The 25305-nt window shown below is 67.4% G+C and carries 22 protein-coding genes and 4 pseudogenes; 11 read left to right on the forward strand and 15 right to left on the reverse strand.

Annotated elements, in window-relative coordinates:
- Positions 1 to 16: 16 nt before the first annotated feature.
- From ACZ7L0_RS41370 to ACZ7L0_RS41380, 3 genes are all read right to left on the reverse strand, one after another.
- On the reverse strand, positions 17 to 505 hold the full coding sequence (locus ACZ7L0_RS41370) for a methyltransferase domain-containing protein (protein WP_471247760.1): 489 nt from the start codon (positions 503 to 505) through the stop codon (positions 17 to 19).
- Positions 502 to 1119, reverse strand: a complete 618-nt coding sequence (locus tag ACZ7L0_RS41375; RefSeq protein ID WP_471247761.1) for an IS5 family transposase — start codon at positions 1117 to 1119, stop codon at positions 502 to 504. Before ACZ7L0_RS41375 ends, ACZ7L0_RS41370 begins: the two co-directional genes overlap by 4 nt.
- 349 nt (positions 1120 to 1468) lie before the next feature.
- A complete protein-coding gene (locus tag ACZ7L0_RS41380) occupies positions 1469 to 2278 on the reverse strand; it encodes a DUF6585 family protein (protein ID WP_471247762.1) in 810 nt (269 codons plus the stop codon).
- Between the two features lie 328 nt (positions 2279 to 2606).
- Here ACZ7L0_RS41380 and ACZ7L0_RS41385 point away from each other — a divergent pair, with 328 nt between their 5' ends.
- Together ACZ7L0_RS41385 and ACZ7L0_RS41390 are read left to right on the forward strand one after the other, a co-directional pair.
- Positions 2607 to 3656 (forward strand): protein-L-isoaspartate O-methyltransferase family protein, encoded by a 1050-nt coding sequence (locus tag ACZ7L0_RS41385; protein WP_471247763.1) that lies wholly within the window; start codon positions 2607 to 2609, stop codon positions 3654 to 3656.
- A gap of 172 nt (positions 3657 to 3828) precedes the next feature.
- Positions 3829 to 4851 (forward strand): NAD-dependent epimerase/dehydratase family protein, encoded by a 1023-nt coding sequence (locus ACZ7L0_RS41390; RefSeq protein ID WP_471247764.1) that lies wholly within the window; start codon positions 3829 to 3831, stop codon positions 4849 to 4851.
- 95 nt (positions 4852 to 4946) lie between these two features.
- Here ACZ7L0_RS41390 and ACZ7L0_RS41395 read toward each other — a convergent pair.
- Positions 4947 to 5821, reverse strand: a pseudogene (locus ACZ7L0_RS41395) (glycosyltransferase family 2 protein).
- A gap of 86 nt (positions 5822 to 5907) precedes the next feature.
- On the opposite strand from ACZ7L0_RS41395, the gene ACZ7L0_RS41400 reads away from it, so the two are divergent.
- The gene (locus tag ACZ7L0_RS41400) at positions 5908 to 6603 is read left to right on the forward strand and encodes an LbetaH domain-containing protein (RefSeq protein WP_471247765.1); all 696 of its coding nucleotides are present in this window, start codon (positions 5908 to 5910) and stop codon (positions 6601 to 6603) included.
- A 1493-nt stretch (positions 6604 to 8096) separates the two neighbouring features.
- Here ACZ7L0_RS41400 and ACZ7L0_RS41405 read toward each other — a convergent pair.
- A complete protein-coding gene (locus ACZ7L0_RS41405; protein WP_471247766.1) occupies positions 8097 to 9053 on the reverse strand; it encodes a proline dehydrogenase family protein in 957 nt (318 codons plus the stop codon).
- 140 nt (positions 9054 to 9193) lie between these two features.
- Between ACZ7L0_RS41405 and ACZ7L0_RS41410 the strand changes: the two genes are divergently transcribed.
- Positions 9194 to 10153, forward strand: coding sequence for a GlxA family transcriptional regulator (locus ACZ7L0_RS41410; protein WP_471247767.1), 960 nt, complete (start codon positions 9194 to 9196; stop codon positions 10151 to 10153).
- 33 nt (positions 10154 to 10186) lie between these two features.
- Positions 10187 to 10387: an alpha/beta fold hydrolase gene (locus tag ACZ7L0_RS41415; protein ID WP_471247768.1), complete on the forward strand. Its 201-nt coding sequence runs from the start codon at positions 10187 to 10189 to the stop codon at positions 10385 to 10387.
- A 258-nt stretch (positions 10388 to 10645) separates the two neighbouring features.
- Here ACZ7L0_RS41415 and ACZ7L0_RS41420 read toward each other — a convergent pair whose 3' ends face one another.
- Entirely contained in the window at positions 10646 to 11182 is a 537-nt protein-coding gene (locus ACZ7L0_RS41420; protein ID WP_471247769.1) for a hypothetical protein, read from the reverse strand.
- A 1103-nt stretch (positions 11183 to 12285) separates the two neighbouring features.
- Positions 12286 to 13091 (reverse strand): IS5 family transposase gene (locus ACZ7L0_RS41425; protein WP_471247808.1). Its coding sequence is split into 2 segments (ribosomal slippage): positions 12286 to 12758 and positions 12758 to 13091, totalling 807 coding nucleotides; the frame shifts between segments, so codons are not numbered across the junction.
- Between the two features lie 123 nt (positions 13092 to 13214).
- On the opposite strand from ACZ7L0_RS41425, the pseudogene ACZ7L0_RS41430 reads away from it, so the two are divergent.
- Positions 13215 to 14035 (forward strand): annotated as a pseudogene (locus tag ACZ7L0_RS41430) (IS5 family transposase).
- Here ACZ7L0_RS41430 and ACZ7L0_RS41435 read toward each other — a convergent pair.
- From ACZ7L0_RS41435 to ACZ7L0_RS41450, 4 genes and pseudogenes are all read right to left on the reverse strand, one after another.
- Positions 14025 to 14381: pseudogene (locus ACZ7L0_RS41435) on the reverse strand (hypothetical protein). The pseudogenes ACZ7L0_RS41430 and ACZ7L0_RS41435 overlap by 11 nt on opposite strands.
- Before the next feature lie 710 nt (positions 14382 to 15091).
- Positions 15092 to 15223 carry a hypothetical protein gene (locus ACZ7L0_RS41440; protein WP_471247770.1) on the reverse strand — a complete coding sequence of 44 codons (132 nt, stop codon included), beginning with the start codon at positions 15221 to 15223 and terminating at the stop codon, positions 15092 to 15094.
- A gap of 487 nt (positions 15224 to 15710) precedes the next feature.
- Positions 15711 to 16040 carry a hypothetical protein gene (locus ACZ7L0_RS41445; protein WP_471247771.1) on the reverse strand — a complete coding sequence of 110 codons (330 nt, stop codon included), beginning with the start codon at positions 16038 to 16040 and terminating at the stop codon, positions 15711 to 15713.
- A gap of 192 nt (positions 16041 to 16232) precedes the next feature.
- Complete coding sequence (locus ACZ7L0_RS41450) at positions 16233 to 16790, reverse strand: winged helix-turn-helix transcriptional regulator (protein ID WP_471247772.1); 558 nt, start codon at positions 16788 to 16790, stop codon at positions 16233 to 16235.
- Between the two features lie 92 nt (positions 16791 to 16882).
- On the opposite strand from ACZ7L0_RS41450, the gene ACZ7L0_RS41455 reads away from it, so the two are divergent.
- The 3 genes from ACZ7L0_RS41455 to ACZ7L0_RS41465 all read left to right on the forward strand — a co-directional run bounded on the left by ACZ7L0_RS41455 (position 16883) and on the right by ACZ7L0_RS41465 (position 19476).
- Positions 16883 to 17644 carry a methyltransferase domain-containing protein gene (locus ACZ7L0_RS41455; protein WP_471247773.1) on the forward strand — a complete coding sequence of 254 codons (762 nt, stop codon included), beginning with the start codon at positions 16883 to 16885 and terminating at the stop codon, positions 17642 to 17644.
- Between the two features lie 645 nt (positions 17645 to 18289).
- Entirely contained in the window at positions 18290 to 18715 is a 426-nt protein-coding gene (locus tag ACZ7L0_RS41460; protein ID WP_471247774.1) for an IclR family transcriptional regulator domain-containing protein, read from the forward strand.
- Positions 18716 to 18861: 146 nt separating this feature from the next.
- Positions 18862 to 19476, forward strand: a complete 615-nt coding sequence (locus tag ACZ7L0_RS41465) for a hypothetical protein (RefSeq protein ID WP_471247775.1) — start codon at positions 18862 to 18864, stop codon at positions 19474 to 19476.
- On the opposite strand, the gene ACZ7L0_RS41470 is transcribed toward ACZ7L0_RS41465, so the two are convergent.
- The 4 genes and pseudogenes from ACZ7L0_RS41470 to ACZ7L0_RS41485 all read right to left on the reverse strand — a co-directional run bounded on the left by ACZ7L0_RS41470 (position 19412) and on the right by ACZ7L0_RS41485 (position 23417).
- Positions 19412 to 19753, reverse strand: coding sequence for an ISL3 family transposase (locus ACZ7L0_RS41470; protein ID WP_471247809.1), 342 nt, complete (start codon positions 19751 to 19753; stop codon positions 19412 to 19414). The two genes, ACZ7L0_RS41465 and ACZ7L0_RS41470, sit on opposite strands and share 65 nt — an antisense overlap.
- 562 nt (positions 19754 to 20315) lie before the next feature.
- Positions 20316 to 21032: pseudogene (locus ACZ7L0_RS41475) on the reverse strand (ISL3 family transposase); the annotation flags it as partial.
- Positions 21033 to 21615: 583 nt separating this feature from the next.
- Positions 21616 to 22461 carry a caspase family protein gene (locus ACZ7L0_RS41480; RefSeq protein ID WP_471247776.1) on the reverse strand — a complete coding sequence of 282 codons (846 nt, stop codon included), beginning with the start codon at positions 22459 to 22461 and terminating at the stop codon, positions 21616 to 21618.
- Positions 22462 to 22820: 359 nt separating this feature from the next.
- Positions 22821 to 23417: a PadR family transcriptional regulator gene (locus ACZ7L0_RS41485; RefSeq protein WP_471247777.1), complete on the reverse strand. Its 597-nt coding sequence runs from the start codon at positions 23415 to 23417 to the stop codon at positions 22821 to 22823.
- Between the two features lie 96 nt (positions 23418 to 23513).
- Between ACZ7L0_RS41485 and ACZ7L0_RS41490 the strand changes: the two genes are divergently transcribed.
- Complete coding sequence (locus ACZ7L0_RS41490) at positions 23514 to 24380, forward strand: SDR family NAD(P)-dependent oxidoreductase (RefSeq protein ID WP_471247778.1); 867 nt, start codon at positions 23514 to 23516, stop codon at positions 24378 to 24380.
- Positions 24380 to 25207, forward strand: coding sequence for an SDR family NAD(P)-dependent oxidoreductase (locus ACZ7L0_RS41495; protein WP_471247779.1), 828 nt, complete (start codon positions 24380 to 24382; stop codon positions 25205 to 25207). Before ACZ7L0_RS41490 ends, ACZ7L0_RS41495 begins: the two co-directional genes overlap by 1 nt.
- The last annotated feature ends 98 nt before the right edge of the window (positions 25208 to 25305 follow it).

The following is a 25305-nucleotide window of genomic DNA, read 5'->3' on the forward strand; positions in this document are numbered from 1 at the left end:
GGGCCTGCCTCCGGGTCTACCAACTGATGGTCTGGCCGTGCGGGGTGACGGTGATGGTGAACTCCGTCAGCGCTGGGCTGGCAGCTGCGTACCAGCGGCCGACATGCTCCTCGACAGCGTCCCAGAGTGCTTCGGATCCTTCCTGCCGCACGACCCAGCGGTCGTTCTCCTTATAGAGTGCGGCCCAGGAGCCGGAGTCGACGTCGATCAGGATGTCCTCGACATGTCCGTCTCGCTCCAAGGTCAGGCGCTGGGCGCGAGGCCCGGCGGACTGATCCTGACGACCATCGGTGGCTGGCTCTACTCCTCGGAACTCGCACACCTGACGGGCGGTGCGGCGCTCTGTACCACGAAGCGGGTCGTCCAGTCGTTCAGGACGTCGGCACCGTTGATGGCCTAAGTTGACCTGCCCGCCCAGCAGAGGCCCTGATGCCGTGCCGTCGTCGTGAACTGCAACGAGCACTCCGACGGCATCTTCGCCCCCATCGCCGCCCGCTTCGATCACGCGGCTGGGGACAAGAGGACCAAGACCAGCCGCTGGCAGCACGCCCGGTTCGCCAGGACCAGGGCGAACGCGGCCAGGCAGTGCTCGACGAGGCTGCCGGTGTAGCCGCCGTCCGCCCAGGTGAGGGCCAACCGGTGGTGCGCGCCTGCCACTTGCCCAAGCAGCACCCGGGCGGCGGTGCGGTCGCCGACATCCGCGGCGGTGACCATCACGCCCAGCAGCAGACCGAGCGTGTCGACCACGACGTGCCGCTTGCGGCCGTTGATCAGCTTGCCGCCGTCGAAGCCGCGGCTGTCCGATCCGACGACGGCATCCGCCTTGACCGACTGCGAGTCGATCACCGCGGCCGTCGGCTCCGCATCCCGGCCCAGCTCCTCGCGGACCTGTCCACGCAGCCGGTCGTGGAACTCCCTGACCAGACCATGGTCACGCCAGCGGCGGAAGAATGCGTAGACCCGCTCCCACGGCGGGAAGTCGGCGGGCATCGCCCGCCACTTGATCCCGTTGTCCACGAGATACCGGATCGCATCGAGTATTGCCCGGTGGCAGTACCCCTCCGGGCGGCCACCCCGGCCACGCAGCCAGCCCGGCACCGGCAGCAGCGGCCGGGCCACGGCCCACTCCGCGTCCGTCGTGTCCGAGGGATACCGCCGAACACGTTCCGGATGATCGGCAGCGTTCCCGAACCGGTGAGCAACACAATCACACGTCGGTGCAGCCGAGTTGAACTCCACCGGCGCGAGCACATACAACTGCGGCAACAGGGTCTCCGGGATCTCGGTTGGCTCCGCAACCCCGAGCTACCAAGAGGCCCTGTTCTCATACCCGCGGCCAGCTGCGATCACCCGATCGAGACTCCCGTTCGACGCGCACCCCTCAAGACCGGAACGTTGGAAGGTGGTTGGCGCGCTGCGGAGTGAGCGGGGGCCCTGCCCCAGCCGGTATGTCGCCGTTACGGGCTCCTCATCCGGCGGAGGCCGAGCGTCTCAACGCGTCGGCGAGGTTCAGGAAGACCAGTAGGTTCGGGAAGCCGGGCGCCGGTACCTTGAGCCAGGCCGTGAGCTGGCCCCGGCGGTGGATCCGCACGTCGCCGTGCTTGACGTCGATCCGCTCCACCTCGTCCCAGCCGATGCGCTTGTCCTCCTGCCCCACACCGCCCAGCGTCATGTCCAGGACGCCGAACCACAGGCATTCGCCGGCCTCCAGACGGGCAGCGTCCTCCGCCACCCGGGCACGGCTGAACGTTTCCGTCAGGCCCTCGGCGAAGGGCACCATCCCGGCGTATTCGTCGTCGCTCACGGTGAACGACAGGCCATCGGTCGCCCGCACGTGCAGCTTGCGCGTCGTGGCGCTGACGACGCCGTTGGTGACCTTGACATCGTGCCGAGCGAGGGAATCGATCTGCGCCCACGGGTACGCGTGGATCTCGAAGCCCTCTGCGTGGTAGACCACCCCGCCCTCGTACCAGGCGATCCACCTCTGGTGGTCGCGGCCGCGCGACCACGCGACCAGGAGCCACACGAGGACCGCCGGCGGCACCATCGCCAGGATCAGCAGCGGCAGCGAGTAGTACCAGGCACCGTCCGTCCGCTGGTCGTTGACGGCGAAGGTCACCGCCACGGTCAGCAGAAGCACGCTCACCAGCGTCAGCCCGATCAGGGGTGCCCAGGGGAGGGACCTGGGGGAGTTGGCCACCAGCCCTTTGCGGGCGCCGAGGCCGAGTTCCTGCGCCGCGTCGCGCATCGAGCGCGGCGCCTCTCCGACGTCCCTCATGAGAAACCCCCTCCTTGCATACGGTCCGCCCGGACCGGTCCGGTGTGTCGCCGGTATCGGGCGAGGCATCCAAGTATGGGTGAGCGCCCAGGAGTTGAGCGAGAGCGAAGAGGAACGGGAAGGAGTGGTACGTCACGCGAGCGCGATCATCGCAAGATCACCCCCGGGGGAACCCCTTCGTCTTGAAGGTGAGACCCATCACCGTGCCGGGAGGTCGAGGTCGTGGCCGAAGCCGAAGCCCACCTTAGTCCTCGTGACGTAGACGCCGCTCACCTGCACCGAGGACATCCTGCGGCCGGAATCCCGCTGGCACACTGCCGTGGCCAACGTGCCACGGCACCAGTTCGTACCCCGCTGGTGGGAGCCGGACGGCGGCATCTGGACACTGCGCACCGGCCCCGACGACCCCGACGCCTGGCTCAAGGCGGCGTATAGCGATCAGACCCTGGTGACCCGCGTCGACGCCTGTCATGCCGACGACGCGGAGAGCGGCGACGTCGTCGATGGCGTGCCTACCTCCTCGTCGACGCTGCCCAGCCTCGTCGTAGGGATGTACCGGCACGCCATGATCGGCGACGACAACGAGGTCCTGGTCACCACGGGCACGGGCTACGGCACTGCCCTGATGTGCGCGCGGCTCGGCAGTGACCGGGTCACGAGCGTCGATGTCGATGAGCACCTGGTGAAGCGCGCCACGGACCGGCTCGCCCTGATCGGCGAGAGCCCGCGGATGGAGGTCTGTGACATCACGGGCCCCCTGCCCGACGGCGAATACGACAGGATCGTCTCCACAGTGTCCGTACGGCCCGTTCCCGTCTCCTGGCTCCGGTCGCTGCGTACAGGCGGACGGTTCGTGACGACGATCGCCGGCACGGGCCTGATCCTCACCGCGGACAAGACCGCGGACGGCGGCGCTGTGGGGGTCATCGAATGGGACCGGGCCGGGTTCATGCGTACCCGCCACGGCGACGACTACGACCACCCATCGGAAACCGTCTGGGAGGGGTCTGCCAGGGACGAGGGAGAGGAGGTCTCCACCAGCCGGTACCCGCTGCTGTACCCGCCGGATGCCTGGGACGTGATGTCGATGCTTGAGCTGAAGCTCCCCGGCATCGAGTACCGGCACACCACGGACGGCGACACCCGCACGGTGTGGCTGCTGTACCCCGACGGCTCATGGGCCCGCGCCACGGCGACCGGGTTCCTCGACTCGCCAGTCGTCCACGAGAGCGGCCCCCGCAGACTGTGGGCTGAACTGGACCGCATCCGCAACCGCCTCAACCGTGACGGCGCTCTCCCCGTCTATGGCGCGAAGGTCGCCATCTCCCCGGACGGAACGACCACCCTCACCCGCGGGTCCTGGCAGGCCGTCCTGTAGCCACCTGACCCGCCCTCCGCTGCGCCCCGAGCTTCCCCCGCTCTGAGTCGGCACGGAGGCAAGTGCGGCGCTGGGGTAACGCCCCCTGTCGTGCCCCAGCTCCGGCACAAACCACAGCGCGGCAAGGACCACTGCGACTTGTGCGCGCTCGAACTGCATACCTCACCACTGTATGGAGGCCACTGTGCACGACACCCAATTACAGAAACTCACAGGCCAGACCGTACTGGTCACCGGCGGGGCAGGACTGATCGGCAGCCGGATCACCGGCTACCTGCGTCAGCTCGGGGCCCGCCCGATTGCCCTGTGCACGAGGGACGCCTACCCGCGGCGCACCTACCGGGACCTGTTCGGTGTCGACCCGGCCGACCCGGACGTCATCATCGGGGACATCCAGGATCCGGGCCTGGTCAAGAAGGTGGTGGCCGAGTCCGATTACGTGATCCACGCTGCCGCCCTCGCCGACGTCGCCGCCTGCACCCGCACGCCCATGGCGGCGATCCACACCAACATCACCGGCACACAGGTCCTGCTCGACGCGATAGCAGCCTGCGAGCGGATTCGCCGGCTGGTGTTCGTCTCCTCGGCCAGCGTCTACGGCAACGGCAACCCGGAGGACTGGGCGCGCCCGTGCGAGGAGTACCGATCGGTGCGGAAGCTGCTGGAAGCCGTCTACGGGCGGGTGCCGCCGCAGTTCCACGAGCACGCGCAGCTGCGGCCGATGTCCGTCTATGGCAACAGCAAGGCGTGGGGCGAGACGCAGACCGCTCTCACGCTGGGCTCCGTGGGCACCTCGTACGCGATCGTGCGGTACTTCTCCGTCTACGGTGATCCGCAGGTGGTCAAGGAGAACAGCCACTCGTGGGTGGTGGCCTGGTTCGCCACCCGCGCCGCGCTGGGGCTGCCCCTGCACCTCAATGGAGGCGGCCACCAGATCAGGGACCTGGTCCACGTCGATGACATCGGCCGCCGCTACCGTGCGGGCGCTCCTCGCCCCGCGAGCCCACAACGAGACGGTCAATATCGGCACCGGCACCCCCACCAGCATCCGCAAGGTGGCGGAGCTGGTCACCACGCGATGCCCGGGAAGTCGACTGGTGGAGACGCCGATGCCGCCCGGGGACCCGCTCGGCGGCTACGCGTCCACCCGCCACATGGAATCGGTGCTCGACTGGCGACCGGCGATCACCCTTGAGGAGGGGGTGGCCCGCTACGCGGACTGGCTGAGCCGAACCCCCGCGGCGATCCCCGCGTGGCTGAGGTCCGAGTCCAAAGACGGCGACCGCCTGATCAGATGACCGGCGGCCGGCCCAGCCGGGTCATCCGCCACACCGTGGACCACCGCATCGGCCGGCGGGGCGGGCACGGAGTGCGTAGCCCTTCGGCGAACCCCCCGAACCAGGCCCGCAGCCCCGCCGCCGACCTGGTTCGGGCCACGGTCATCACAGTCCAGACACCCAGGTAGACGGGGACGAGGGGGGCGGGAAGGTGTCTCTTGGCGAGCCAGACCCGGTTACGGGCCACCATGCGGTGGAACACCGCGTGCCGGGTCGGCGACGTCCACGGATGCTGAAGCACCAACTCCGGCTCGTAGAGCACCTTCCAGCCCGCGTCCAGGGCCCGCCAAGCCAGGTCGGTCTCTTCGTGCGCGTAGAAGAACGGCTCCGGCCAACCGCCGATCTGGTCCAGCATCCGCATGGACAGCCCGTGTCCGCCGCCCAGGAACGTCGTCACCGGGCCGCCCCGCATCGGGTCCGATGCGCGCAGGCGGGGGACGTGACGGCGCTGGGTGCGGCCACGTTCGTCGGCGATACGGAAGCTAACGATGCCAGCTGGTCATCCGCCCCGTACAGCTGCGTGAGCCGGGTGAACACGTCCTTGCTGATCAGCAGGCCGTCATCGTCCAGATCCACGACCACATCGACGTCCCCGAACTCCCGCAGCCGGGCCAGAGCGACGTTACGGCCGCCTGAGACCCCGAGGTTCTCCGGCAGTTCGACACCGGTCACCCAGTCCGGGAGGGGCGGCAGCGGCGTGCCGTTGCCGACGACCACCACCCGCACGGCGGACGTGTCCTGCCCGGCGACCGACTCAAGAAGGGCAGCCAGCTCAGCGGGCCGCGTGCCCATGGTCAAGATGGCGACGCCAACGCGCAGGTGACGCACGGATGAACTCCCCGTTCCTCGACTCCGGTGCCGGTGATGCTAGCCGTCCCGGAGCCGGCCACCGACCACCTACCGGAAGGCCCCCTATGCCCACCATCCGCCTCGGCAACTACCTCACCGCCCCCACCAGCGAAATGCTGGCCGGCACCCCCTACCAGCAGATGGAAAAGACGGAGCTCGCCGACTTCCTCGCGCTCCGGGAAGACTGGCACCGCCAGGCCCTGCCCCGGCTCCCCCAGCGCATCCACCCCACCGCGCAGATCCACCCCACCGCGAACATCGGCGATGACGTGATCATCGGACCCCGGGTGCGCGTGTGGGAGTTTTCCACCGTCCGCGCCGGCTCCGTGTTGTGTGCCGATGTCTCGGTCGGCTTCAACTGCGAAGTCACCCGCACGTTCCTCAGTGAACGGGCTACCCTCGGCCACCGTATCGGCGTCAACCGCACCATCGTCGGCGCCGATGCCCACCTGTCCGCCAACCTGACCGTCGCGGCCATCAGCATGTGGAGCCCCCACATGAGCAACCCCGAGCGGGAGATCGTCCTGCGCACACCCGACGGCCTCTACCGCTGCGGCACACCACAGTTCGGCGCCCTGATCGGCGACCGGGTTCAGACCGGCAACAGCATTAGTCTCGGCCCCGGCCTCGCGGTCGGCCGTGACAGCCGGATCGCCAGCGGCGTCACCCTCGCCGCACGCACCATCCCCGACCACAGCGTCATCACCGCACCGCACACCGCCGATGCCCACGTCCGCCAGCATCCCGCCCGACACAGATGAGGGGAAAAGTGCAACAGAACACGGTCGCTGACGTAGGTCCCCCACCACCCTCGCACAGCGCCCGCCTGGCACGGGCCGCGCATCAGGAGGACGCGGCACGCAACCCGATGGTTCACGAAGGTGCGCGGGCACACCGGCTCCTGAGCCAGTCAACTGAGTCAGTGCAGTCAACTGACCAGGCATGGCAGGCTCGCCGACCCAACCCGGCGCCCACCCGACGCGACGGCCGGGCCACCGGCTTGCCGCAATCAAGCTCGAACACTAAACGGTCCGCCGAAGAAACCGACGGACCGTCACGAAAGATCGAGGCTAACGAGTCCTATTAGGTGTCCGGCGAGTCGCAGGAGACACCAATGGCATTGACCTCTTCGGTTTTGCTGCCCGGGTATCCATCGGCAGGAACGGTCGGCGGTATCGGATCAACTGCGCAAGTGTACCCGTGGTAAAAAAGCCCCATATGTAGGGCCGTACAATGGATCGCTGTTTATCATCCAAAACGCATTCGTGACGCCTTCCGTCCCTCCCCAACTGATCGCAGCATCGGTGGTGGGTGCGCAGGCATAGGAGACGACGTGGAATGCCGGGAAACGGTCAGCAGATGGATCCAGGGCGTCAGCCGCAGCCACGGCGGCACGCATCCATGCCGCGCGAGTGTTATCCCGCCACAGACCCATTGCCAGACCAGGGTTGGCGGAGAAAGAGTCTTCACCCACAGGCTGGAAACTCCCGTCGGATTTCCTCAAGAGCATTCCTATGCCGTAATCCGGTTCATCAAGGTGGAGATTCGGACTCAGAAAGTGTTGCGTGACATCGACGCCGGTAGTAGCCCTAAAACGTATAGTCCCTATAGCGTGGTGATACTGGCCGAGGGGTGCCGGTACGAAGTCCTCGACGTTGCCCGTGCAGGTAAATATCTTTCCGGGCTCCAGTATATAGCCCATAGCGCATACCTTGGGTTCCCCGACTCCTGGTTCATACTCGGTATGTAGTGAAACCAAGACGGACCGGATAGGAGGAGAGATTTCTTATCGTCGTCGACGCCTGAAATTTCCAGCCTTCATTGTCAAGACAACTCCTAGCCTGAAGGCCAGACCAGGCATCAGCCAGTTGTGTCCATGTGCCACATTTCGGGTAGTCGCTAATGGCTTGGGCGGGGGGGTGCTAGCATGAACAGAGCGGAGGTAAACGAAAGCAATGCAAGCAGTGCGCTGAGCATTTTCATTCTTAGCATGCGATCTCCTTCATTGAGGGTTCGAACGTTAAGCCGACCGGCGCAGGGGGCGGTTCGTGTAGGCCGTCAACCGCGACCGGTTGAAAGCCGGTTTTGCGGTGTCAACGATTCGGTCGTCGCGTCGGCGCCACCGACCACGCCGCGCTGGCAGCCGGGTGGCCGACTGCCGCCGCACGGTCAACCGGCCGCCCGCATCGGGGCGCATGAGCAGCTTTTACTCACCCGTTTACGGGGTGGAGGAGTCACACCGTTGGGGTGGTCGTCAGGAAGCCGCGTCGATGAGGGCCTGGAGCAGGCGCTGGGGGTCTTCGGCGAGCCTGTTGCAGACGTAGAGCCACCATTCGGTGCCGAAGACAACGTACTCGCGGGTGGGATGGCCTTGCCCGGCCATGGCGTCGAGCCGGTCGGGCCCGAGACCGAGGAGGGTTTCGAATTCCCAGGGCGCGGTCTCGTGACCCGTGCCGCCGAGGTGGCGGTCAATGCGGTGGATCAGCTCCCAGTCGTGGGTGGCGAAGGAGCACAGGTGGCCCGAGTCGGCAAGCTGCTCCGCGTAGGAGAGGTAGGCAGCGGTCAGGGCGGGGGCTTCGCGGGGGTGGGCGATGGTCTCAGGTTCGAGGAAGGCGCCTTTGACCAGGCGGATGCGGCCAGGGAGGGCAAGGAGGTCCGGCAGGTCTTCGACGGTGCGGTGCAGTCTTGCCTGGACGGTGATGCCCACGTGGTCGAACCGTTCACACAGAGCCCGGTGCACAGCCAGCACAGCGTCGGTGCGGTCGGAGCCCTCAGCCGAGACAATCATCTCCCTGCCGGTCTCCGCGGTTGCCCGGGCGATGCGGGAGGCGTTGGCCAGAGCGAGTTCTTCGTCGGCGGCGAGGCCGATGTGGGAAAGGTCCAGGGAGATCGAGCAGCCGGACGGCAGGAGCCGGGCAGCCTCGAGGAACACATCGGTCTCTTCCGTGGCCCGTTGCGGGTCGCGGCAGCTCTCGCCCAGGTACTCGACACTCACGCGGTGGCCGTCGGCAAGGATGCCCTTGGAGCGGTCCAGCGCATCGGTCAGGATTTCGCCCGCGACGAAACGCCGGGCGATCTTGCGGGCCAGGGTGCCCAGGACCGGGTCTTCCGGTACGCGCCACTTCAGCTCCTCGTCGAGTGCGAGCCTCCGCAGGATCTGCGCAGCCTGTGATGACAGGGCGGTGGTGACGTCAGGAAGTTCGGGGGCCATCGGACGCCTCACTGTGGGTGTCGTACGGGGAGCGGCTGCAAGTCTTCCAAGGGCAGGCACACAGCGGGAGTGGCAGAAATGACAGGTAAGCTGGAATTACCGCCATGGTGGTCGCGGTTTGCGAGAGGAGACCGGAACCGATGCTGCGCGACGTCGCCGTTGTCGCTCTCGAAGGCAGCCACGCCTTCGAGCTGGGCGTGTTCTGTGAGGTCTTCGGAATCGACCGCAGCGACGACGCGCTGCCCGCCTACAACTTCGCCCTCGTCTCAGCCAAGGGCGGCCGCGTGCCCACACGGCACGGCTTTGACGTCCAGGCCCCTCATGGCCCGGAGCGGCTCTCCTGCGCAGATCTCATCTGCGTCCCGGCCTATGACACAGGGGTGCGGCAGCCGGACCGCCTGGTCGATGAGCTGTGTGCAGCCGTCGAGCGCGGCGCCCGCGTACTGAGCATCTGCACCGGCGCCTTCCTCCTGGGCCAGGCGGGCCTGCTGGACGGACGCCGCTGCACCACACACTGGCGCTACACCGAGGAACTCGCCCGCCGCCACCCGCTCGCCCGGGTCGAGGTGGACGTGCTCTATGTCGACGAGGACCCGGTCATCACCGGGGCCGGCACCGCCGCCGGTGTCGACACCTGCCTCCACCTGATCCGCAAGGAACACGGCAGCACTGTCGCCAACGCCATCGCCCGCCGCATGGTCGCCCCCCCGCACCGGGAAGGCGGCCAGCGCCAGTACCGAGAACGCCCTCAGCCAAGAGAAGGAATCGGATCCCTCACCACACTCCTGGACTGGATCGAAGCCAACCTCGACCAGAACCTGACCGTCGAGGATCTGGCCCGCCACGCCCACCTGTCCCCGCGGACCTTCGCACGCCGCTTCCAGCAGGAAACCGGAACCACCCCGCTGCAATGGCTGACAGCACAGCGCGTCCTGCTCGCCCAGCACCACCTGGAAACCACCGACGCCCCCATTGCTGCCATCGCCCGACGGACCGGCTTCAACACCGTCGAAAACCTGCGCCACCACTTCGCCCGACGCCTGGGAATCACACCCCAGGGCTACCGACGCACCTTCCGCCCCTCACACCCGGAGCCCTGACACTGCTCGGCACAGCCGGTCCCGGCTTGGGCTGTGCCCGCCGGAATCGACCAGCCGACCCTGTTGTACAACGGGGTGTTCGACCTACCGGAGTTCCTGCGGACCGCCCGCACCGTCGAAGCGGGCATGCCGAACGCGACCAGGGTCGAGCTTGCCGACGCCGGTGGGTTCCCGCTCTGGGAGCGACCGGACGCCGTCGTCCCGCTGGTCATCGACTTCTTGACGAAAGTCTGATCGCGGCAAGGCGCCCGTCGTGCCGTGCGCATGTGTCTCAGGACCCAAGCTTCCAGATCCCCGGCCCACAACCTGACATCAGCAAGGTCCCCTCCCATAACCACACCAACGACTGAACTGCCCAGCAGTCACGGCAAGCACCGTTGCAGTACTACGACGTCGTTTCCTTTGGCATGATCAACTGCAATGACGTCTAACTCGGTTCGTATCCACCGCTGTGCCCGATGCATTGCCGGCTTCTGAAGGCCGCCCGTTGCATCAATGAGGAGGGTCGCCCTCGGGGGCGGCCCCTCCAAGTGGACGCTGACTGGTCGGGATCGGCGATTCGTTGATATTTGCCTCGGGTCTCGTCATAACGTGAACCGAGTAGTTGTAGTTGAACATGGTACAGTTCAGCAAGCCGATTGCTGCATTAAGGACCAGACACAGAGGACTGCCAGCAATGCCGGGGAAGGTCTGTGCTTCCAGGCGTACATTCGCTCCATCGACAGCGAAGATATTCGCTTCGTCTTCGAATGGAGCCAAGGCCCCTAGAGACGCGACAACGGTTCTATCGATGATCCCGCCAGGCTTCGCTGAGTCCTCGGTCGGGTAGAATCTAACCTGGCCTGGCTCGACGGGAAGGAAGCTCTTCATCTCGAAGTGCTGGGTAGTTGAGACAATGGCGACTTCGCACTGAACCCACCCCGTATAAATTTCGATCAGGCGGTCCTCTCCACTGGCAGCGCCTTTGACCACGTAGCGCATGTACCTGACATCATGGACGGATTCCAGGCCTCTTCCGTAGCTGACCATTTGAATATCCCTTCGTTCTGCAGGTGAGCCCGCCAGGCCGAGGGTCTGAGGGGGCGATGCGCACCTACTTGACGTTCAGCGCGACTTTGTCACTTTCGGTGAGGTTGTCCTGTGTGATCGTTCTGGTAAAGGTTTAGGCCTTCTTCCCTAGTGCTTTGCATGTGACGTCGACCGTGAGGGCGAATGACGAGTCCAAAGGCGCGGCGAGGCTGATCGGGCCGAACGTCGCCCTGCGGTTGGTTGGGTTGTTGGTGGGACCCGACGCATCATCCTCACCGCTGTCCAGCGATACCCGGGTGGGGACAGAGTTGTTGAGGGCCGGGAATGCATTCTTGCAGGTCACCTTGCCGCTGAAGGAAACCTGCCCGACTGGAGGCGCCGCCGAAGCAGGAGAGGCCGTCGGAGGAGCTCCGGCTAGCACGATCGGGGCCATGGCCGCGAGAGCTCGAATTTGCGTAGGCACGGGAATCACCTGCTCATTGGTGTATGCGTAGTTCTGAGCGCAGCGACCCGGATGCCGGAATGACAGGCGTGGCTCCGAGAGTGCCAGGTTTCGCGGGGTGGTCCGTGAATGGGCTGGGAGCCGGCCGTCGCGCTTTCACCAGCGATGCGGCAGCCCCAGAAGCCCTTCTCCACCACGCTCCTACAGCGCCTGCGGACCCGCAACTCGAACAGATTCCTGGTGTACCACGCGCCCCCATGACGAAGGGGCGTGCATCTAACACGCTGTCATGAAGAGCGGGCGCTTCTTGCCGCGACGTCGTTCGAGTGTGTCCAATACTCGTCGAGCGGGAGAGCTGGCGCCATAGAGCTCGCCGGAGGCGTCCGTGGCGGGACCTTGAGGATTCCGCAGGCCCACGCCCCGTTCCTGACATCGACAGTTGACATCAACAGTGGCGTACAGCTGCATACGGTGGCACACCGGCCCTCGGCGGTCGCGCCGCCATATCCAGCATGCGATCACGCGGCATGCGCCTACGGATCAGAAGGTTGCAGGTTCGATTCCTGCCGAGTGCACACAGGTGAGAGGCCCCGGAGAGATCCGGGGCCTCTTGCGTTTCCGAGCCGTACAGCAGCGAAGTACAGCAACCGTCTTACAACGCTTAACACAATGAGCCGAGTCGTCGGTGAGTGATGAGGCAGCAGGCGAGTTTGAGGAACGCTTCGTGGGTGTCGGCTCGCCGTTCCCACCGGATGCGCAGGCGTCGGAAGCCGTGCAGCCAAGCGAAGCTCCTCTCCACGACCCAGCGGTAGGTGCCCAGTCCTGTGCTGTGCCGGGTTCCGCGGCGTGCGATGGCCGGCACGATGCCGCGGGCGCGGACCTGGTCGCGGTAGATGTCGTGGTCGTAGCCGCGGTCGGCGAAGAGTGAGTCGGGTCTGCGGCGGGGGTGGCCGACCCGGCCGCGGACCGGTGGGATCGCGTCGAGCAGGGGCAACAGCTGGGTGACGTCGTTGCGGTTGCCGCCGGTCAGCAGGACTGCGAGCGGGGTGCCGTGCCCGTCGGTGATCAGGTGGTGTTTCGAGCCGGCCCGTCCTCGGTCGACCGGCGAGGGACCCGTGTGCTGCCCCCTTTTAAGGCCCTGACATGGGAGGAGTCGACGACGCACCTGGACCAGTCCAGCCGCGAGGCCGCGTTCAGTTCGGCCAGCAGGACCTCGTGCAATCGCTGCCAGACGCCGGCCTCGTTCCAGTCCCGCAGCCGCCGCCAGCACGTCATGCCCGACCCAAAACCGAGATCCTGCGGCAAGTACTCCCACTGGATCCCTGTGTGCAGCACGTACAAGATCCCGCACAGCACCTCCCGGTCCGGCAACGGCTTGCGACCCGGATACCGAAACCGCCGCTCACGCTGCGGCAACAGAGGTTCAAGGCGGTCCCACAGGTCATCCGACACGATCCACGGCGACATCCCCACACCGGAACGAACGCTCAACCACCGTCCTGGACACGGCAACCAGGGCCGATCCACCTCATTGTGTTAGCCGTTGTTAAGACGTCGTTTCTTATGGCGTGATCGTTCGTTGAGCCGTGCATGACGGATCTGGTTGAGCGGTTGGTGCCGGACGAGTTGTGGGTGCTGTTCCGGCGGATTGTGCCGCCGGTTGAGGTGAAGCGTCCGCAGGGAGGGGGCCGGCGGCGGGCGGGCGATCGGGAGACGCTCGCCGCGATCATCTTCGTAGCCACCTCGGGTTGCACCTGGCGGCAACTGCCGCCGGTGTTCGGGCCGGCCTGGCCCACGGTCTATCGGCGCTTCGCCCAGTGGAGCCGGGAACGAGTCTGGGCCAGGCTGCACCGCGTCGTCCTGGACGAACTCGGCAGCCGGGGTGAGCTGGACTGGTCACGGTGCGCGATCGACTCCGTCAGTGTCAGGGCTGCAAAAGGGGGCCACTGACCGGACCCAATCCGACCGACCGCGGAAAGTTGGGGTCGAAGATCCATCTCATCACGGACCGGAATGGACTGCCGCTGTCGTTGGGTATCTCCGGCGCCAATATGCACGACAGCCTCGGTCTGAAGCCGCTCGTGCGCGGGATCCCGCCGATCAGCTCCCGTCGCGGTCCCCGCCGCCGTTCGGCCTGCCAAGCTCCACGCCGACAAAGGCTACGACTATGACCACCTGCGCAAATGGCTTCGTGAACGAGGTATCCGCCACCGCATTGCACGCAAGGGCATCGAATCATCCACGCGGCTCGGCCGACATCGCTGGGTGGTCGAGAGGACAGTGTCGTGGCTGGCGGATGCCGACGCCTGCACCACCGCTACGAACGGAAGCCGGAACACTTCCTCGCCTTCGTCGGCCTGGCGGCGCTTCTAATCGGATACCGCCGTCTGACCAAGACGGTCAGGGCCTGAGCCGATTCTGCTGAGGCTCGAAGCAGACCAGCCCCATGGACTCCGCGAGAGCCGCTGCTCAGCCAGAGACTTCCTCAGCCCTGCTCCAACTCATCGGGAAGTAGACGAGCGGGCCACCAGCCCCGCCGATCAACGGCCCAGCCGCCCAGGGCGAGGCGTCCTCCACGTCCTCAGTCAGGACACCCCATCGCTCCACAAGCGCGGCAACGTAAGCCGCAATGCGCTCAGTCGGGGGATCGCCCACCTCTGTCTCCAGGTAGCGGTCGAAGAGGCCAGTGAAGACACGACAGGCGGTCCTGTCATCCGCCGGCCGCTCTCCTTCCCACACAGCCAAGTCGTAACTCATGCCCGGAGGCTCTCACACCGCAACACAACACTGATGGCCGACAGGCGCCAAAGGAAACGTGGTCTAAGGGGGTTGCGCTTTACGTCAACCCCGCAGTGATCCCGAGGAACGGTGACGACCGCGATAGCTCCTCTTTCGTCCGAGACTGGCGGGTCGCTCCTGCAGGATCCTCTGTTGTCTTGGCTTGCCCCGCGAGACCGCACCACCGGTGACTGAGACCAAGCCCCTTACAGAGTCCGATCCCGACGGCCCTCCATTGCTGCCTCCCATGGAAGAGAAGCCGGACCGTGGGTCGTGGCCGCGGAGGTCGAGGCCGTACCGAAGATCGCCAAGGTGGCCGTGCTACCGGGGCAGCTTCAAGGCATCCATAGGGCGGTGCATCGACGCGCTCGAGGTCTACTGCAAAGGATGCCGGGGCCCGTACGACGAGGTCACCGGTCCAGACTGCACAGCAAATCTGGGACCCGGTATCCGCCGAAGCGGCTCATGCTGCATTCGTCGTACGGCATGTCTCTCTTGGTACGGGTCGGCCGTCATGGCCCGGACATGGTTGTCGGTGAAGGCTCGCGGCTTGTTCGGTGCACGGTGCTGGAAGCCGAGTGGATGACGGCCCGGCTGGTTCCCCGTTGGGGCCTGCCGGGCCAAGCATGGGCGGCGCAGTGGTCGCTGATTTCCGGCCTCGCCATGAGGGGCGGGCCCGGAAAGGGCCCCTACAGGTGTTGCTGGAGCCACCAGGACGCCAGGCCCGTGACGCCAGTGCCGATGCCGTAGCACAGTCCGCGCAGCAGATGGGCGGTGGCGGCGCGGCGGCGGCGCCGAATCCAGGTCAGCGTCCGTGCCACGGGGCTATTACGCTGGTCCGAGCTGGTTTTGGTGGCCGGGGCAGGGGTCGGGGCTTACTCTTCATGTGGGAAAGCTCCTTCTGGGGGCTTTGCGGGAGAGCCTGTTGGGCGGTCGGTGGCCTAGGAACCTGTGACCGTTCGGTGGGCTCTTCTCACGTCCAGGGCGGTGTCAGTGCTGGTTGGTGCAGTCTTGTAGGCGGTCGGCGAGTTCGCGTTCGGGGAGCAGCAGGACGTCGCCGGTCTGGCGGGTGGCGAGTCGTTCGACCTCCTCGGTCAGACCGGGTACCGGTGTGGCGGTGCAGTTGCGGCGGACATATCGGCGAACTGTTCAACAATGTCTAGTGACCTGAGTCAGAAGTTCTTCGTCAGATCGACTGCCATCAGCCGATGCCGTACGGCCGCCAGGTCTTGCCTGACCTGCTCGTGTCCGGTCTCAAACACGATGGGCGGATCACGAGAACTACCCGAAAATCTCCGACTCAGGTCACTAGGAGTTCATCGTCGGGGCCGTCGATGTCCTGCTGGAGCTGCTTGCGCCACTGGTGTGCTTCTTTGACTTCGCCGAGTTCCAGATGGTGCAGATACAGTAGGCGGCGGTCCGGTGCCCGGCGCCGGCGGCGAGCTGCCACCAGAAGGAGGCGCTTTCGGGGTGTCCGGCCAGGTAGAGCATGCAGGCGAAGACCTGGGCGCCGTCGACGTCCAGGTCTTCCACCGAAGCTTCGTGTAGTTCGACTGTGTCCTCGTCGCCGATCTCTTCGGCCAGGCGCTGGACATGGTCGGCGGCTTGGGGCTGGTTGAGAACCCATCGGGCGACCACGGACAGTTTGAAGCACCTCCTCGCACCACACCAGCGGACGCAGTCCGGTGCTGCGGTGCAGAGCCACCGGGGCCGTCCATGCGCCCGGCCGGAGGTAACGCGCGCAGCACGGTCACACGTGGACACCGCCTGCTGGAGGAAGCACGGGCGCTGCACCAGCGCCGCCGTGCCGGTTCCTGGGAGGTGTTGTGCTCAGCGGGCTGGTTGCGGAGCTGCGGCCGGGTCCGGGGCTTGGCTCGGGGCAGGGACTTCGCCCCGAGCGGCGATCAGCGGCCCCAGCAGCCGGGTGCCTGGCCCCACCTGGCCGCCCGGGCCGGGCAGTTGGGTCGTGCCGGCCACCGTGAGGGGTTCCCGGCAGGCGTCGCAGCACACGAGTGGGGTGGCGACATGCCCGCAGGCGTCGTGACGGATCCGGGCTGGGGGTCCCTCGGGCCCCGCGTACCACTTGTCGCCCCAGGCCATCAGCGCCAGCAGGACGGGATACAGTTCACGGCCCTTCTCCGTGGCCACGTACTCCTCGCGCGGCGGGCCGGTCTGGTAGCGCTCGCGGGTCAGCACCCCTTCCTCGACCAGCCTGGCCAGCCGAGCGGCAAGGACCTTGCGGGACAGACCGAGATCCTCCGCCAACTCGTCGAAGCGGCGGATGCCGACCAGGACGTCGCGCATGATCAGGGCCGTCCAGGCGTCACCGAACAGGTCGGTCGCCCGGGCGATCGAGCACGCGACGTGAGCAAGGGAGGTGCGGGTCACGCCGCCCACGATACCCCGATGGGTTCCCCGAAGGAACTCGCCGATGCTAGGTTTACTCAGTGAATCCGCCACGAGCGACGACGGAGTCTGTCATGACCGCCGCCCCGCACATCGCCCTCGACACACCCGCGGCCGTCGACGGCCGCCACATCCGGGCCCTGACCTTCCAGTCCGTACGCCTGGACTACCTGCGGCAGGTCAGCGCAGAGCTGGGCATCACTGCGGCCGGCAGCCGGGCACTCGTCGTCGGCAGCGGACGCGGCCTGCTGGCCCGCACTCTCGCCCGGCTCGGCTTCACGGTTGTCGCCGCCGACCCCTCCCCCGCCGCGACGGCCCTCGCCGCGGAAGCCGACGACGGCCTCGGCGTCACCTACCTCACCGCCCCCGCCGAGGAACTGGACCTGCCCGACGCCTCCTTCGACCTGGTCTACGCCGCCGACACCCTCGAGATCACCGAACGGCCGGACGCGGTCCTCGCACACGCGGCACGCCTGCTCCACCCCGGCGGGGCCTTCATCTATGACACGGTCAACCGCACCCCTGTGTCCCGCCTCATCTACCTCGGCGCTTTCCAGGCCTTCCCGGGCACACGGATCATGCCCCGCGGCCGCTACGCCGCACACCGGCTGCGCCGCCCTGCCGAACTCGCCGAGGCCCTCGACCGGGCGGGCCTGTCGGCGAAGGACGTCTGCGGCTTCAAACCGCGCGACGTACGCAGCCTGGTCCGGGCCGTGCGCGGCCGCAGGCGCGGCACACTGACCGACGAACAGCTGCCGGCACTGGTCGACATGGTGCTCGAACCACAGGGCAGCCCCTTGGTGACCTACCTGGGCCACGCGGTGCGCCGGCCATGAGCCACCCGCCCCACCGCGCCCGCTCCAAGCCACCATCACGCACCGGACGGCCCGCCCGGCGGTGCGGCGGCTGCGGCTGACGTGCGGAGCGCGGCGGATGTCCCGCGTGCTCAGACAGGTCGTGCCCGGCCCGCAGGCCGCGTCGCGCACATGCCGCCCGCCAGGTCAGTGCCGGCTCCGGTGGCAGACCGTGTATCCAAGGAGGGGGAATCATGGGCAAGCCGAGCGCTCAAGGGGGAAGCCTTCACGCAGGCCGGGTGTTCACGGTCCAGCGGGCCTTCACCCGGCTCGAAGGGCAGGCACACGGCCCCGGGGAACTCGCCGGGGTGACCGGACTGGACGACTCCGCAGTCCACCGCATTCTGCAGGCCGGTGTCTACGACGGCACGTTCGTCCGCGAGTCACGGGGGCTGTACCGGCTCGGTTCCGGAGCCGCACAACTCGGTCTGAAGGCACTCATGCACGAGCCCAACTCCGCGGTGGCACACGCCGTGCTGGAGAAGCTGCGCGAGCAGACCGACGGGGGCCTGGTCTTCCTCTTTGCCCTGGCCCCGTTCGTAGGCGCCAGGAAACAGTGTCTCGACATGGCCGTGGGTGACTCCGACTTGTCCGAACTGGGCATGCCCCCCCGGCGCGTTCCTGGGCGTGTCCCAGTCGCTGCGCACAGGCGCATCCGGCCGGGCGATCCTCGCCCATCTGCCGGAGGTCATCCAGGAACAGGTGCTGGCTGAGCCACCGCCCGCGGAGGCCGGGCCGGGCGTGCACCGCGACGAAGAGGATCTGCTCATCTCGCTCAAGAACGTCCGGGAGCTGGGGATCGCCATCGAATCGGAGGAGTGCGCGGCCGGCTGGAACGGCTGCGCTGCCCCCGTCCGCTGGGACGGCCTGGTCATGGGATCCGTCCTCGTCCTCAAGCCCAAGGCCGTCACGCCGCGCTGGCCGGTGGCCACCATCGAGGCCGTAAAAGGAGCTGCCGCCAAGTTCACCCAGACCGGCGGCTCCGGTGCCTGGTCGTCCAGGGTCCCCGCGGGCTTCGGCAGTGTTCCTTGGGGTCTGACACAAGTTCCGTGAGCTGGCTGCGTAGCGTCACGCGCAAGAACGCACTTGCGGAGGAGACGGAAGCCGGCGCGGCCGAATATTCACGGTAGCCCTTGGGCAGTGCACACCTCGGGCCGAGCCGCGAGCCTATAGCCGCACAACCTCCGGGGGCAGGCACGATGAACGATCAGGTAGTGACGGCGTTGATCTCTGGCCTGGTAGCGCTGCTGGTGGCTGGCGTCAGTGGGCTGCTGACGCTGCTGCAGATTCGCCGGGAACGCCGGAAGTGGCTGACGGACCTCAAGGCCGCCTGGGCGCTAGAGAACCACAAGACGCGCCTGGCGTCTTACCCTGATGTCTTCGCCATTCTCCGGCGCCTGTCGCATGGCAGTGCCGAGGCTGTGACGGCGCAGGTTGCCGCCAGGGTCGCCGCCGAGCTGAACGACTGGCTGTACTCCACCGGCGGCATGTGTGCTGACGCCGCTACCCGGGGTGCGCTTCTGGGGCTGCGTCATCGCTGCCGCAGGTGGGCCAGGAACGGAGGCCAGCGGCCTGACGACCTCTACACCTGGCGCAATCTGGCGCTCGCGTTCCTCCGGCGCGACCTCGACATTGTGGGGCTCGAGACCTATGAGTCCGACCCAGACGCCACAATGCTGAAAAAGCTGCAGCAGGAGCTGGAAGCCTCATTGGGGTCTGATACACGCTTCGCGAGCCGGCTACGAAGCGTTACGCGAGGAGAACGCGTTTCCGGAGGAGGGGGAATCCGGCGCGGCCGAACATCTGCCGTTTGAGCATTTTGATCCGGTTGACTGCTCCTTCGACCGGGCCGGAGTTCCAGCCGGTGGTCAGCCCTGCGGTCACCGCGTCGAAGTCGTTGTCCAGTCCGGCGGCGAAGCTACTGATGCCTGGCAGGCGGGCCGTGGTGGCCTCGGTGATCCAGTCGGGCAGGCGGTCGCCGGTGAGAGTGGTGAGCATCTCCGCGAACGAGCTGGTCAGTTCTGCGGCCGATGCGAGTTCCGGGCAGCGGTCGAGTACGGCCTTGCGGTGCAGTTTCTCCTCTTCGGTCAGGGTGGCGGGTGAGCCAGCCGGTCACTTGTCGTACCGACGGCGGTGGCGGTGCGGGTGTGAAGCCTTCCCGTTGCGGCAGGTCGCGCCGGATCCAGTCGCGGACGGTGGAGTAGTGACCGCGGAATCCATGTTCGGTGATCTCCCGGTGGAGATCGAGGATGGTCACGTTCCCTTCGGTTTCGGCCCAGCGCCCGGCCAGGTAAGGCTTGAACGCATCGAGTTTGCTGGGGAGTTGACGCTTGCGGTCCTTGACCATGTCCTGCCAGCGGGCGGCCCGGGCGTACCTCTGCACGGTGTGCCGTCCCCAGCCCAGGTGGTGGGCAACGCCCCGCAGACTCATGCCCTGGGCGAGGAGATCGTGGACGAGGGCGTGGTGGGCGCGGGCCCGTTCGGCGAACTTTCCGGTCGGGTCATCCGTCTCGGCGTCCTGTCCGGGTGCCGCCTCGGCGGGTGTCTCCCATGCGGGCTCGTGTTCCGGGCTGGGCGGCGGCAGGTCGCGCAGGCAGGAGCGGTGGTCGGCGACGGTCTCCTCGACCGCGGAGGCAAGGTTCTGCCAGAGGTGGAACCGGTCGGCTACCTGGAGAGCCTGGGGTGCGGCGGTGTCGGCGGCCTCAGTGTAGGCGCCGGCGCGGTCGCGGCAGATGACCTCGATTCCGGGGTGGGCCCCGAGCCACGGGGCGAGGGTGGCGGCGTCGCGTTCGGGCAGCAGGTCGAGGACCCTGTGTGTCTCGGCGTCGATCACGACCGTCCCGTAGACGTGACCGCGTCGGAGCGCGAAGTCGTCCACGCCGACGGCGCGGGGCTGCGTCGCTGCCGGGTCGGGTAGGTCCATTACGCGCCGCAGCAGCGTGGTGCGGCTGGTCGCGATGCCCATGACCCGGGCGAGGCGGGCACCGGCCCGGCCCGCCAGGGCCAGCCCGATCTCGCTCATCGCCCGGCGCAGCCGCTCGGTGACCCGGCCGTGGCGGCGGGTCAGCCCCGTCACCTGCTCCACGAACGTCCGCCGGCCACAAGCCGAGGCCGTGCAGAAGAACCGCCGGACCCGCAACGCGAGCTGTGCTCTGCGCCCGGCAGCGGGCAGATCTGCCGGAAACCGGAGGTACGAGCTGTGGACCCGTTCCGTCCAGTGGTCGCAGTCGGGACAGGCAGCCCCGGCGGGTGTGCACCGGGCCTCGACGCGTATCGTCTGGCCGTGCGCATCTACGGCCACGACGGCGACGCCGGGGACCGACGGGAACAACAACTCCTGGAGCCGGGACAACACCTCGTTCACGGCCACCGAATGTCGGCCGTGCCACCTGCACGAGGAACGTTTTCAAGGCGACTTCCGTACATGCCGCAAGAAGATCAACAACTACAAGGCGTGACCGGCTCACGGAAATTGTGCCAGACCCCAGGGATGGCGCCGGGCTCAGCCCTTACCGGGCTCTGGTGATGCCAGAACTGACCGACATTTCTGCAGCCGAACTCCTTTACCCGTTCCTCGAACTCACCATCACGGGTTGCTGCTTCCCGCAGGCACAATCAAGCTGTTCCTGCAGCAGTGCAGAATCAGCCGTGCTCAGCTGTTCAGGAACCGACACGGTCCGATCGCTGAGAGAGTCTGCCTGGTAAGCCGTCGCACTGAGCGGGGGATGTGTAGCTGTGGCGCAGAATCGCAAGGCGTACTACCGAGCAGGGCATTATGTGAAGCCGTCGTCGGCTTCCAGCGGGTGGAAGAAGCCGTCCACAGGCCTTGTCCTCGTGGCCGCTCTTGTGGCCATAGCCGGATGGAACACCCTGTTCGGAGACGAGTCCGACGACTCGGGGACGACGCCCCCACCACAGCCGTCAAGCTCCTCGGCACCTGCCGTACCTGGTCGCTAACCCCGCTCCCGGCGGAAGACCGAGAAGGTCCGCTGCCACGCCCTTCCCCTGTCGCGCCCGTCACGAGGTGGAGCTGCGGGGCCCATCGCGTCCACTTCCACTGACGCGGCTTCCGCACGCAGATGCTGCCAGACAGCCTGCCACTGCGTGATCTGGTCATCGGGGACACCACAGGCCGAAAGGTAGGCGGCCGTTGTGCCCCAGGTGGTGGGAAGCGTACTGCGGTTGAGCAGACGGCCGATGGTGCCGGCCGATATGCGTCCGGCCGAGCGCTGGCTGACTGCCTGGTGGGTCAGCCCGCTGATCACGCGTACGTCCGCGAGGGCTGTGAAGAACCCCGTGACAGTGCGGATCGAACGCGGATCCGGCCACGGACGCTCACCGCTCTCCGCACCAGGCGAAGTGGTGACCGGTGGGGCGGGGAGATCCGCGTGGTTGCGTCCAAGTGCCACCTGGGCGCCGCTGTTGCGGTCCCTGGCCTGCGGAACGGGACATCCCTGGGCCTCCAGCGTCAGGCGCAGGTGCCGGTAGAGGGCTCCGAGATCGAGCAGGGTGGGACCACCGGGTATGCCGTACCGCAGTGTGTCGAGCAGTGCGCCGGTGAAGGCCGTGTAGGTGTCCCCGACCGGCGCCAGGGCGGTACGGGTCTCGGCGGCGGCAGCCAGGAGGAAAGTGCCCTCCACGGCGGCCTCGTCGGCGAGCCCGGGCGAGGCGCTCATCCTCCCCAGAGCCAGGCCGCTGTAGCAGCAGTCCAGAATCACGACGTGGCGCTCGGCCCGGGAGTCCAGGAGGAGGACCTGGCGCAGACTGATACCCCACGAACCCGCACGCGTATGTCTCACCTGGCAGCCCTCCGGCCCGCTGAGTAGCCGTTGTGACAGCGGATCAGCGGTCCGCGTTGCTTCCGCAGACTGCTCTCGAGCTTGCGCCGGCCGGGAATGGGGGGCGTCAGGAGGTCGGAAGAAGCTGGGAACCGGTCGACACTGCGACGTAGGCCAGTCCGTCGTACTCCTCGGCCAGGGAGACGGAGCTCAGGTTGAAGCGATACGTCCAGCGCGGCACCATGGCGCCGAAACTACGCGTGTGATGCCGGCCGTTGAGCCACGCCCGTACTGCCGTCGGCGCGTTGGCTGCGCTGCTTGCGGCGCCGCCACCGCCGCGTTCGTGAACTCCCCGGGGCGGGGCGGCGATGAGGTTGCGGCTACGTATCGGTGGAAGGGAGTTCCTGCGACGGCTGGGCATCCGTCGGCTGCTCCGGGCCGGAGGCCGCAGAGGTGGCCGGAGGCACGGTGCGGGCCCACTTGGCCCAGTCGGCAAGGGCCTGGTAGAGACGGACACCGGCCTCGACGGCCACGCGCGTGGATCGGGTCTGAGCGCTGTCGCCGAAGTCGCCGCGGTCCTTGGCCGCGGCGTAGGCACGGTACTGCTCTGCCATCGCGGTGAAGAACCGCGCCTCCTGCGCGAGGTGCCGCTGCAGCTCTTCGGGTTCCATCAGCCAGAAGAAGAAGGACCGGAGCAGTGGCTGCAGCCGCACTGTGTGGTCCACTTCCCCCTCGACGAGCCAGGTCCGCACTTCGGTCAGTCCCGCGTCAGTGATGCGGTACGCCTTGCGGCCGCGCGGCCCTTCGCTCTCCACCTCGATCAGGCCGGTGTCGGCCAGGCGACCAAGCTCGGCGTAGATCTGGGGATGCTTGGCCGGCCACACGGCCCCCAGGACCTCTTGGAAACGCTGGGCCAGGTCGTAGCCGCTCGCCGGTCCTTCGGCGAGCAGGCCCAGCACGCCGTGACGCAATGACATGCGGCTCCTTCCTCTCTCCTCGGACAAGCTTGACACGCACTTCCGACCTATGGAGACTGACATGTAAAGTGTTACATGTAGAAAGAGAGGGTTGTGATGCCCGAGAATCGACGCAAGCGCGCGGTATTTCTGACCGGGGCAGCCGGGGGCATCGGTGAAGCCCTGGTCAGAGAGCTGATCGAGAGTGGCTACCTGGTTTTCGCCGGCGTCCGCCACAATCGCGGCTCACTGGACGCGCTGCCGCATGTCGTGACCGTGCCCGTGGACGTCACCGACCCGGACAGCGTGGAAGACGCTGCCAAGGAGGTGAGCGATCACCCCGCCGCGGCGCACGGGCTGCATGCGGTGATCAACAATGCGGGTGTGATCGTGCAGGGCCCGCTCGAGCTGGTGCCGCCTGCCGAGCTGCGGCGCCAGTTCGAGGTGAACACGTTCGGCCCGACGCACGTCATCCGGTCCTTCCTGCCGCTGGTGCGGTCGGGCGGCGGCCGGGTCATCAACGTCAGCGCCCCCACCGCACGCACCCCGCTGCCGATGCTGGCCCCGATCTCCGCGAGCAAGGCAGCCCTGCAGGCGCTGTCCGACGCCCAGCGCCTGGAACTGGCCGCCTGGAACATCCCGGTGATCGTGGTGGAGCCGGGCGCCACCGAGACCCCGATATTCGCCTCGGCCGACGCGGCCGCGAAGGCGGCGACCGGTTCCGCAGACCCTCACCTCCTGGCTCTGTACGCCGGCCACCGGGCCGCGCTCGCCGAAGTGATGGCCCACCAGAAGAACGGTCCCGTCGACCGGGTCGTCAAGACCATCGTCACGGCCGTGGAGGCCCGCCGTCCCAAGCGCCGTTACGTGGCCGGCTCCGATGCCCGGGCCCTGGGAATGCTCTCCCGGCTGCCCGCCGGACTGCGCGAGCGGCTCATCACGAGCAGCTTCAAGCTCAGCAAGGTCTCCGCGGGGGCCGCCTGATGAGCAGCGGCCCGCGCACCATCGTCGTCATCGGCGCGACTTCCGGCCTGGGCCGGCAGGCCGCCCACGCCCTGGCCGCCGACGGCCACCGCCTGATTCTGGTCGGGCGCGGGCCGGACCGCGCCGAGAGCCTCGCCCGTGCACTTCCCACGGCCCATGTGATCAGTGCGGACGTGGCAACGGCGGACGGCGTCGACTCGGTTGCACGCCAGGTGCACGAGGTCACCGACACGGTCGACACCTTGATCAACAACGCAGGTGTCATGCGGCCCCGCCGGGAGACCACAGCAGAGGGCTTCGAACTCAACTTCGCCGTCCACCACCTCGCCCCGTACTCGATGACGAGCCGGTTGCTGCCCCTCCTGCGAAGAGGAGACGGCCGGGTCGTCAACGTCAACTCCGAAGGCCATCGCACCCCCATGCGAGGCGGCGGCACCGTCACCCTCGACTTCGCCGACCTGCAGAGCGAACGGGACTACGACCCCTTCCTGGTCTACAGCCGCACCAAGCTGGCCAACCTGATGTTCACCTACCAACTCCATGCACGCCATCCGGAGCTGACGGTGGCAGCGCTTCATCCAGGCGTCGTACGCACCAGCCTGGGGCGGGAGTTCCCCACCGTCCAGGTACGCCTGGTCCACGCCTTCGCCCTGTCCGCACGCCGCGGCGCCGAGCCGGTGGTGCGCTTGGCGACGGGAAGCGTGGCCGCCGGTAAGTACTACAACCGCTTCACCCCGGTGGCCTCGTCATCCCATTCCTACGACACTGCCGCCGCCCAGGCGTTGTGGTCCGCCACCGAGGACCTGCGCGGCCCGTTCGCCTCCTGAGCCGGACCGCATCGCCTCGCCCGGTGTGCGCGGTGAGCGCGCATCGGGCGAGGTCCTGCCCGTGCCTGCCCTTCGCAGGCACCCGGCCGCGGGCGGCG

The sequence above is a fragment of the Streptomyces sp. NPDC039424 genome (genome assembly GCF_055639495.1).

What these genes read in the sequence shown, in the direction of transcription:
- ACZ7L0_RS41380 (WP_471247762.1), bottom strand. Translation starts at nt 2,278, where the DNA reads ATGAGGGACGTCGGAGAGGCGCCGCGCTCGATGCGCGACGCGGCGCAG.
- ACZ7L0_RS41390 (WP_471247764.1), top strand. Translation starts at nt 3,829, where the DNA reads ATGGAGGCCACTGTGCACGACACCCAATTACAGAAACTCACAGGCCAG.
- ACZ7L0_RS41400 (WP_471247765.1), top strand. Translation starts at nt 5,908, where the DNA reads ATGCCCACCATCCGCCTCGGCAACTACCTCACCGCCCCCACCAGCGAA.
- ACZ7L0_RS41405 (WP_471247766.1), bottom strand. Translation starts at nt 9,053, where the DNA reads ATGGCCCCCGAACTTCCTGACGTCACCACCGCCCTGTCATCACAGGCT.
- ACZ7L0_RS41410 (WP_471247767.1), top strand. Translation starts at nt 9,194, where the DNA reads ATGCTGCGCGACGTCGCCGTTGTCGCTCTCGAAGGCAGCCACGCCTTC.
- ACZ7L0_RS41420 (WP_471247769.1), bottom strand. Translation starts at nt 11,182, where the DNA reads ATGGTCAGCTACGGAAGAGGCCTGGAATCCGTCCATGATGTCAGGTAC.
- ACZ7L0_RS41455 (WP_471247773.1), top strand. Translation starts at nt 16,883, where the DNA reads ATGACCGCCGCCCCGCACATCGCCCTCGACACACCCGCGGCCGTCGAC.
- ACZ7L0_RS41465 (WP_471247775.1), top strand. Translation starts at nt 18,862, where the DNA reads ATGAACGATCAGGTAGTGACGGCGTTGATCTCTGGCCTGGTAGCGCTG.
- ACZ7L0_RS41485 (WP_471247777.1), bottom strand. Translation starts at nt 23,417, where the DNA reads ATGTCATTGCGTCACGGCGTGCTGGGCCTGCTCGCCGAAGGACCGGCG.
- ACZ7L0_RS41490 (WP_471247778.1), top strand. Translation starts at nt 23,514, where the DNA reads ATGCCCGAGAATCGACGCAAGCGCGCGGTATTTCTGACCGGGGCAGCC.
- ACZ7L0_RS41495 (WP_471247779.1), top strand. Translation starts at nt 24,380, where the DNA reads ATGAGCAGCGGCCCGCGCACCATCGTCGTCATCGGCGCGACTTCCGGC.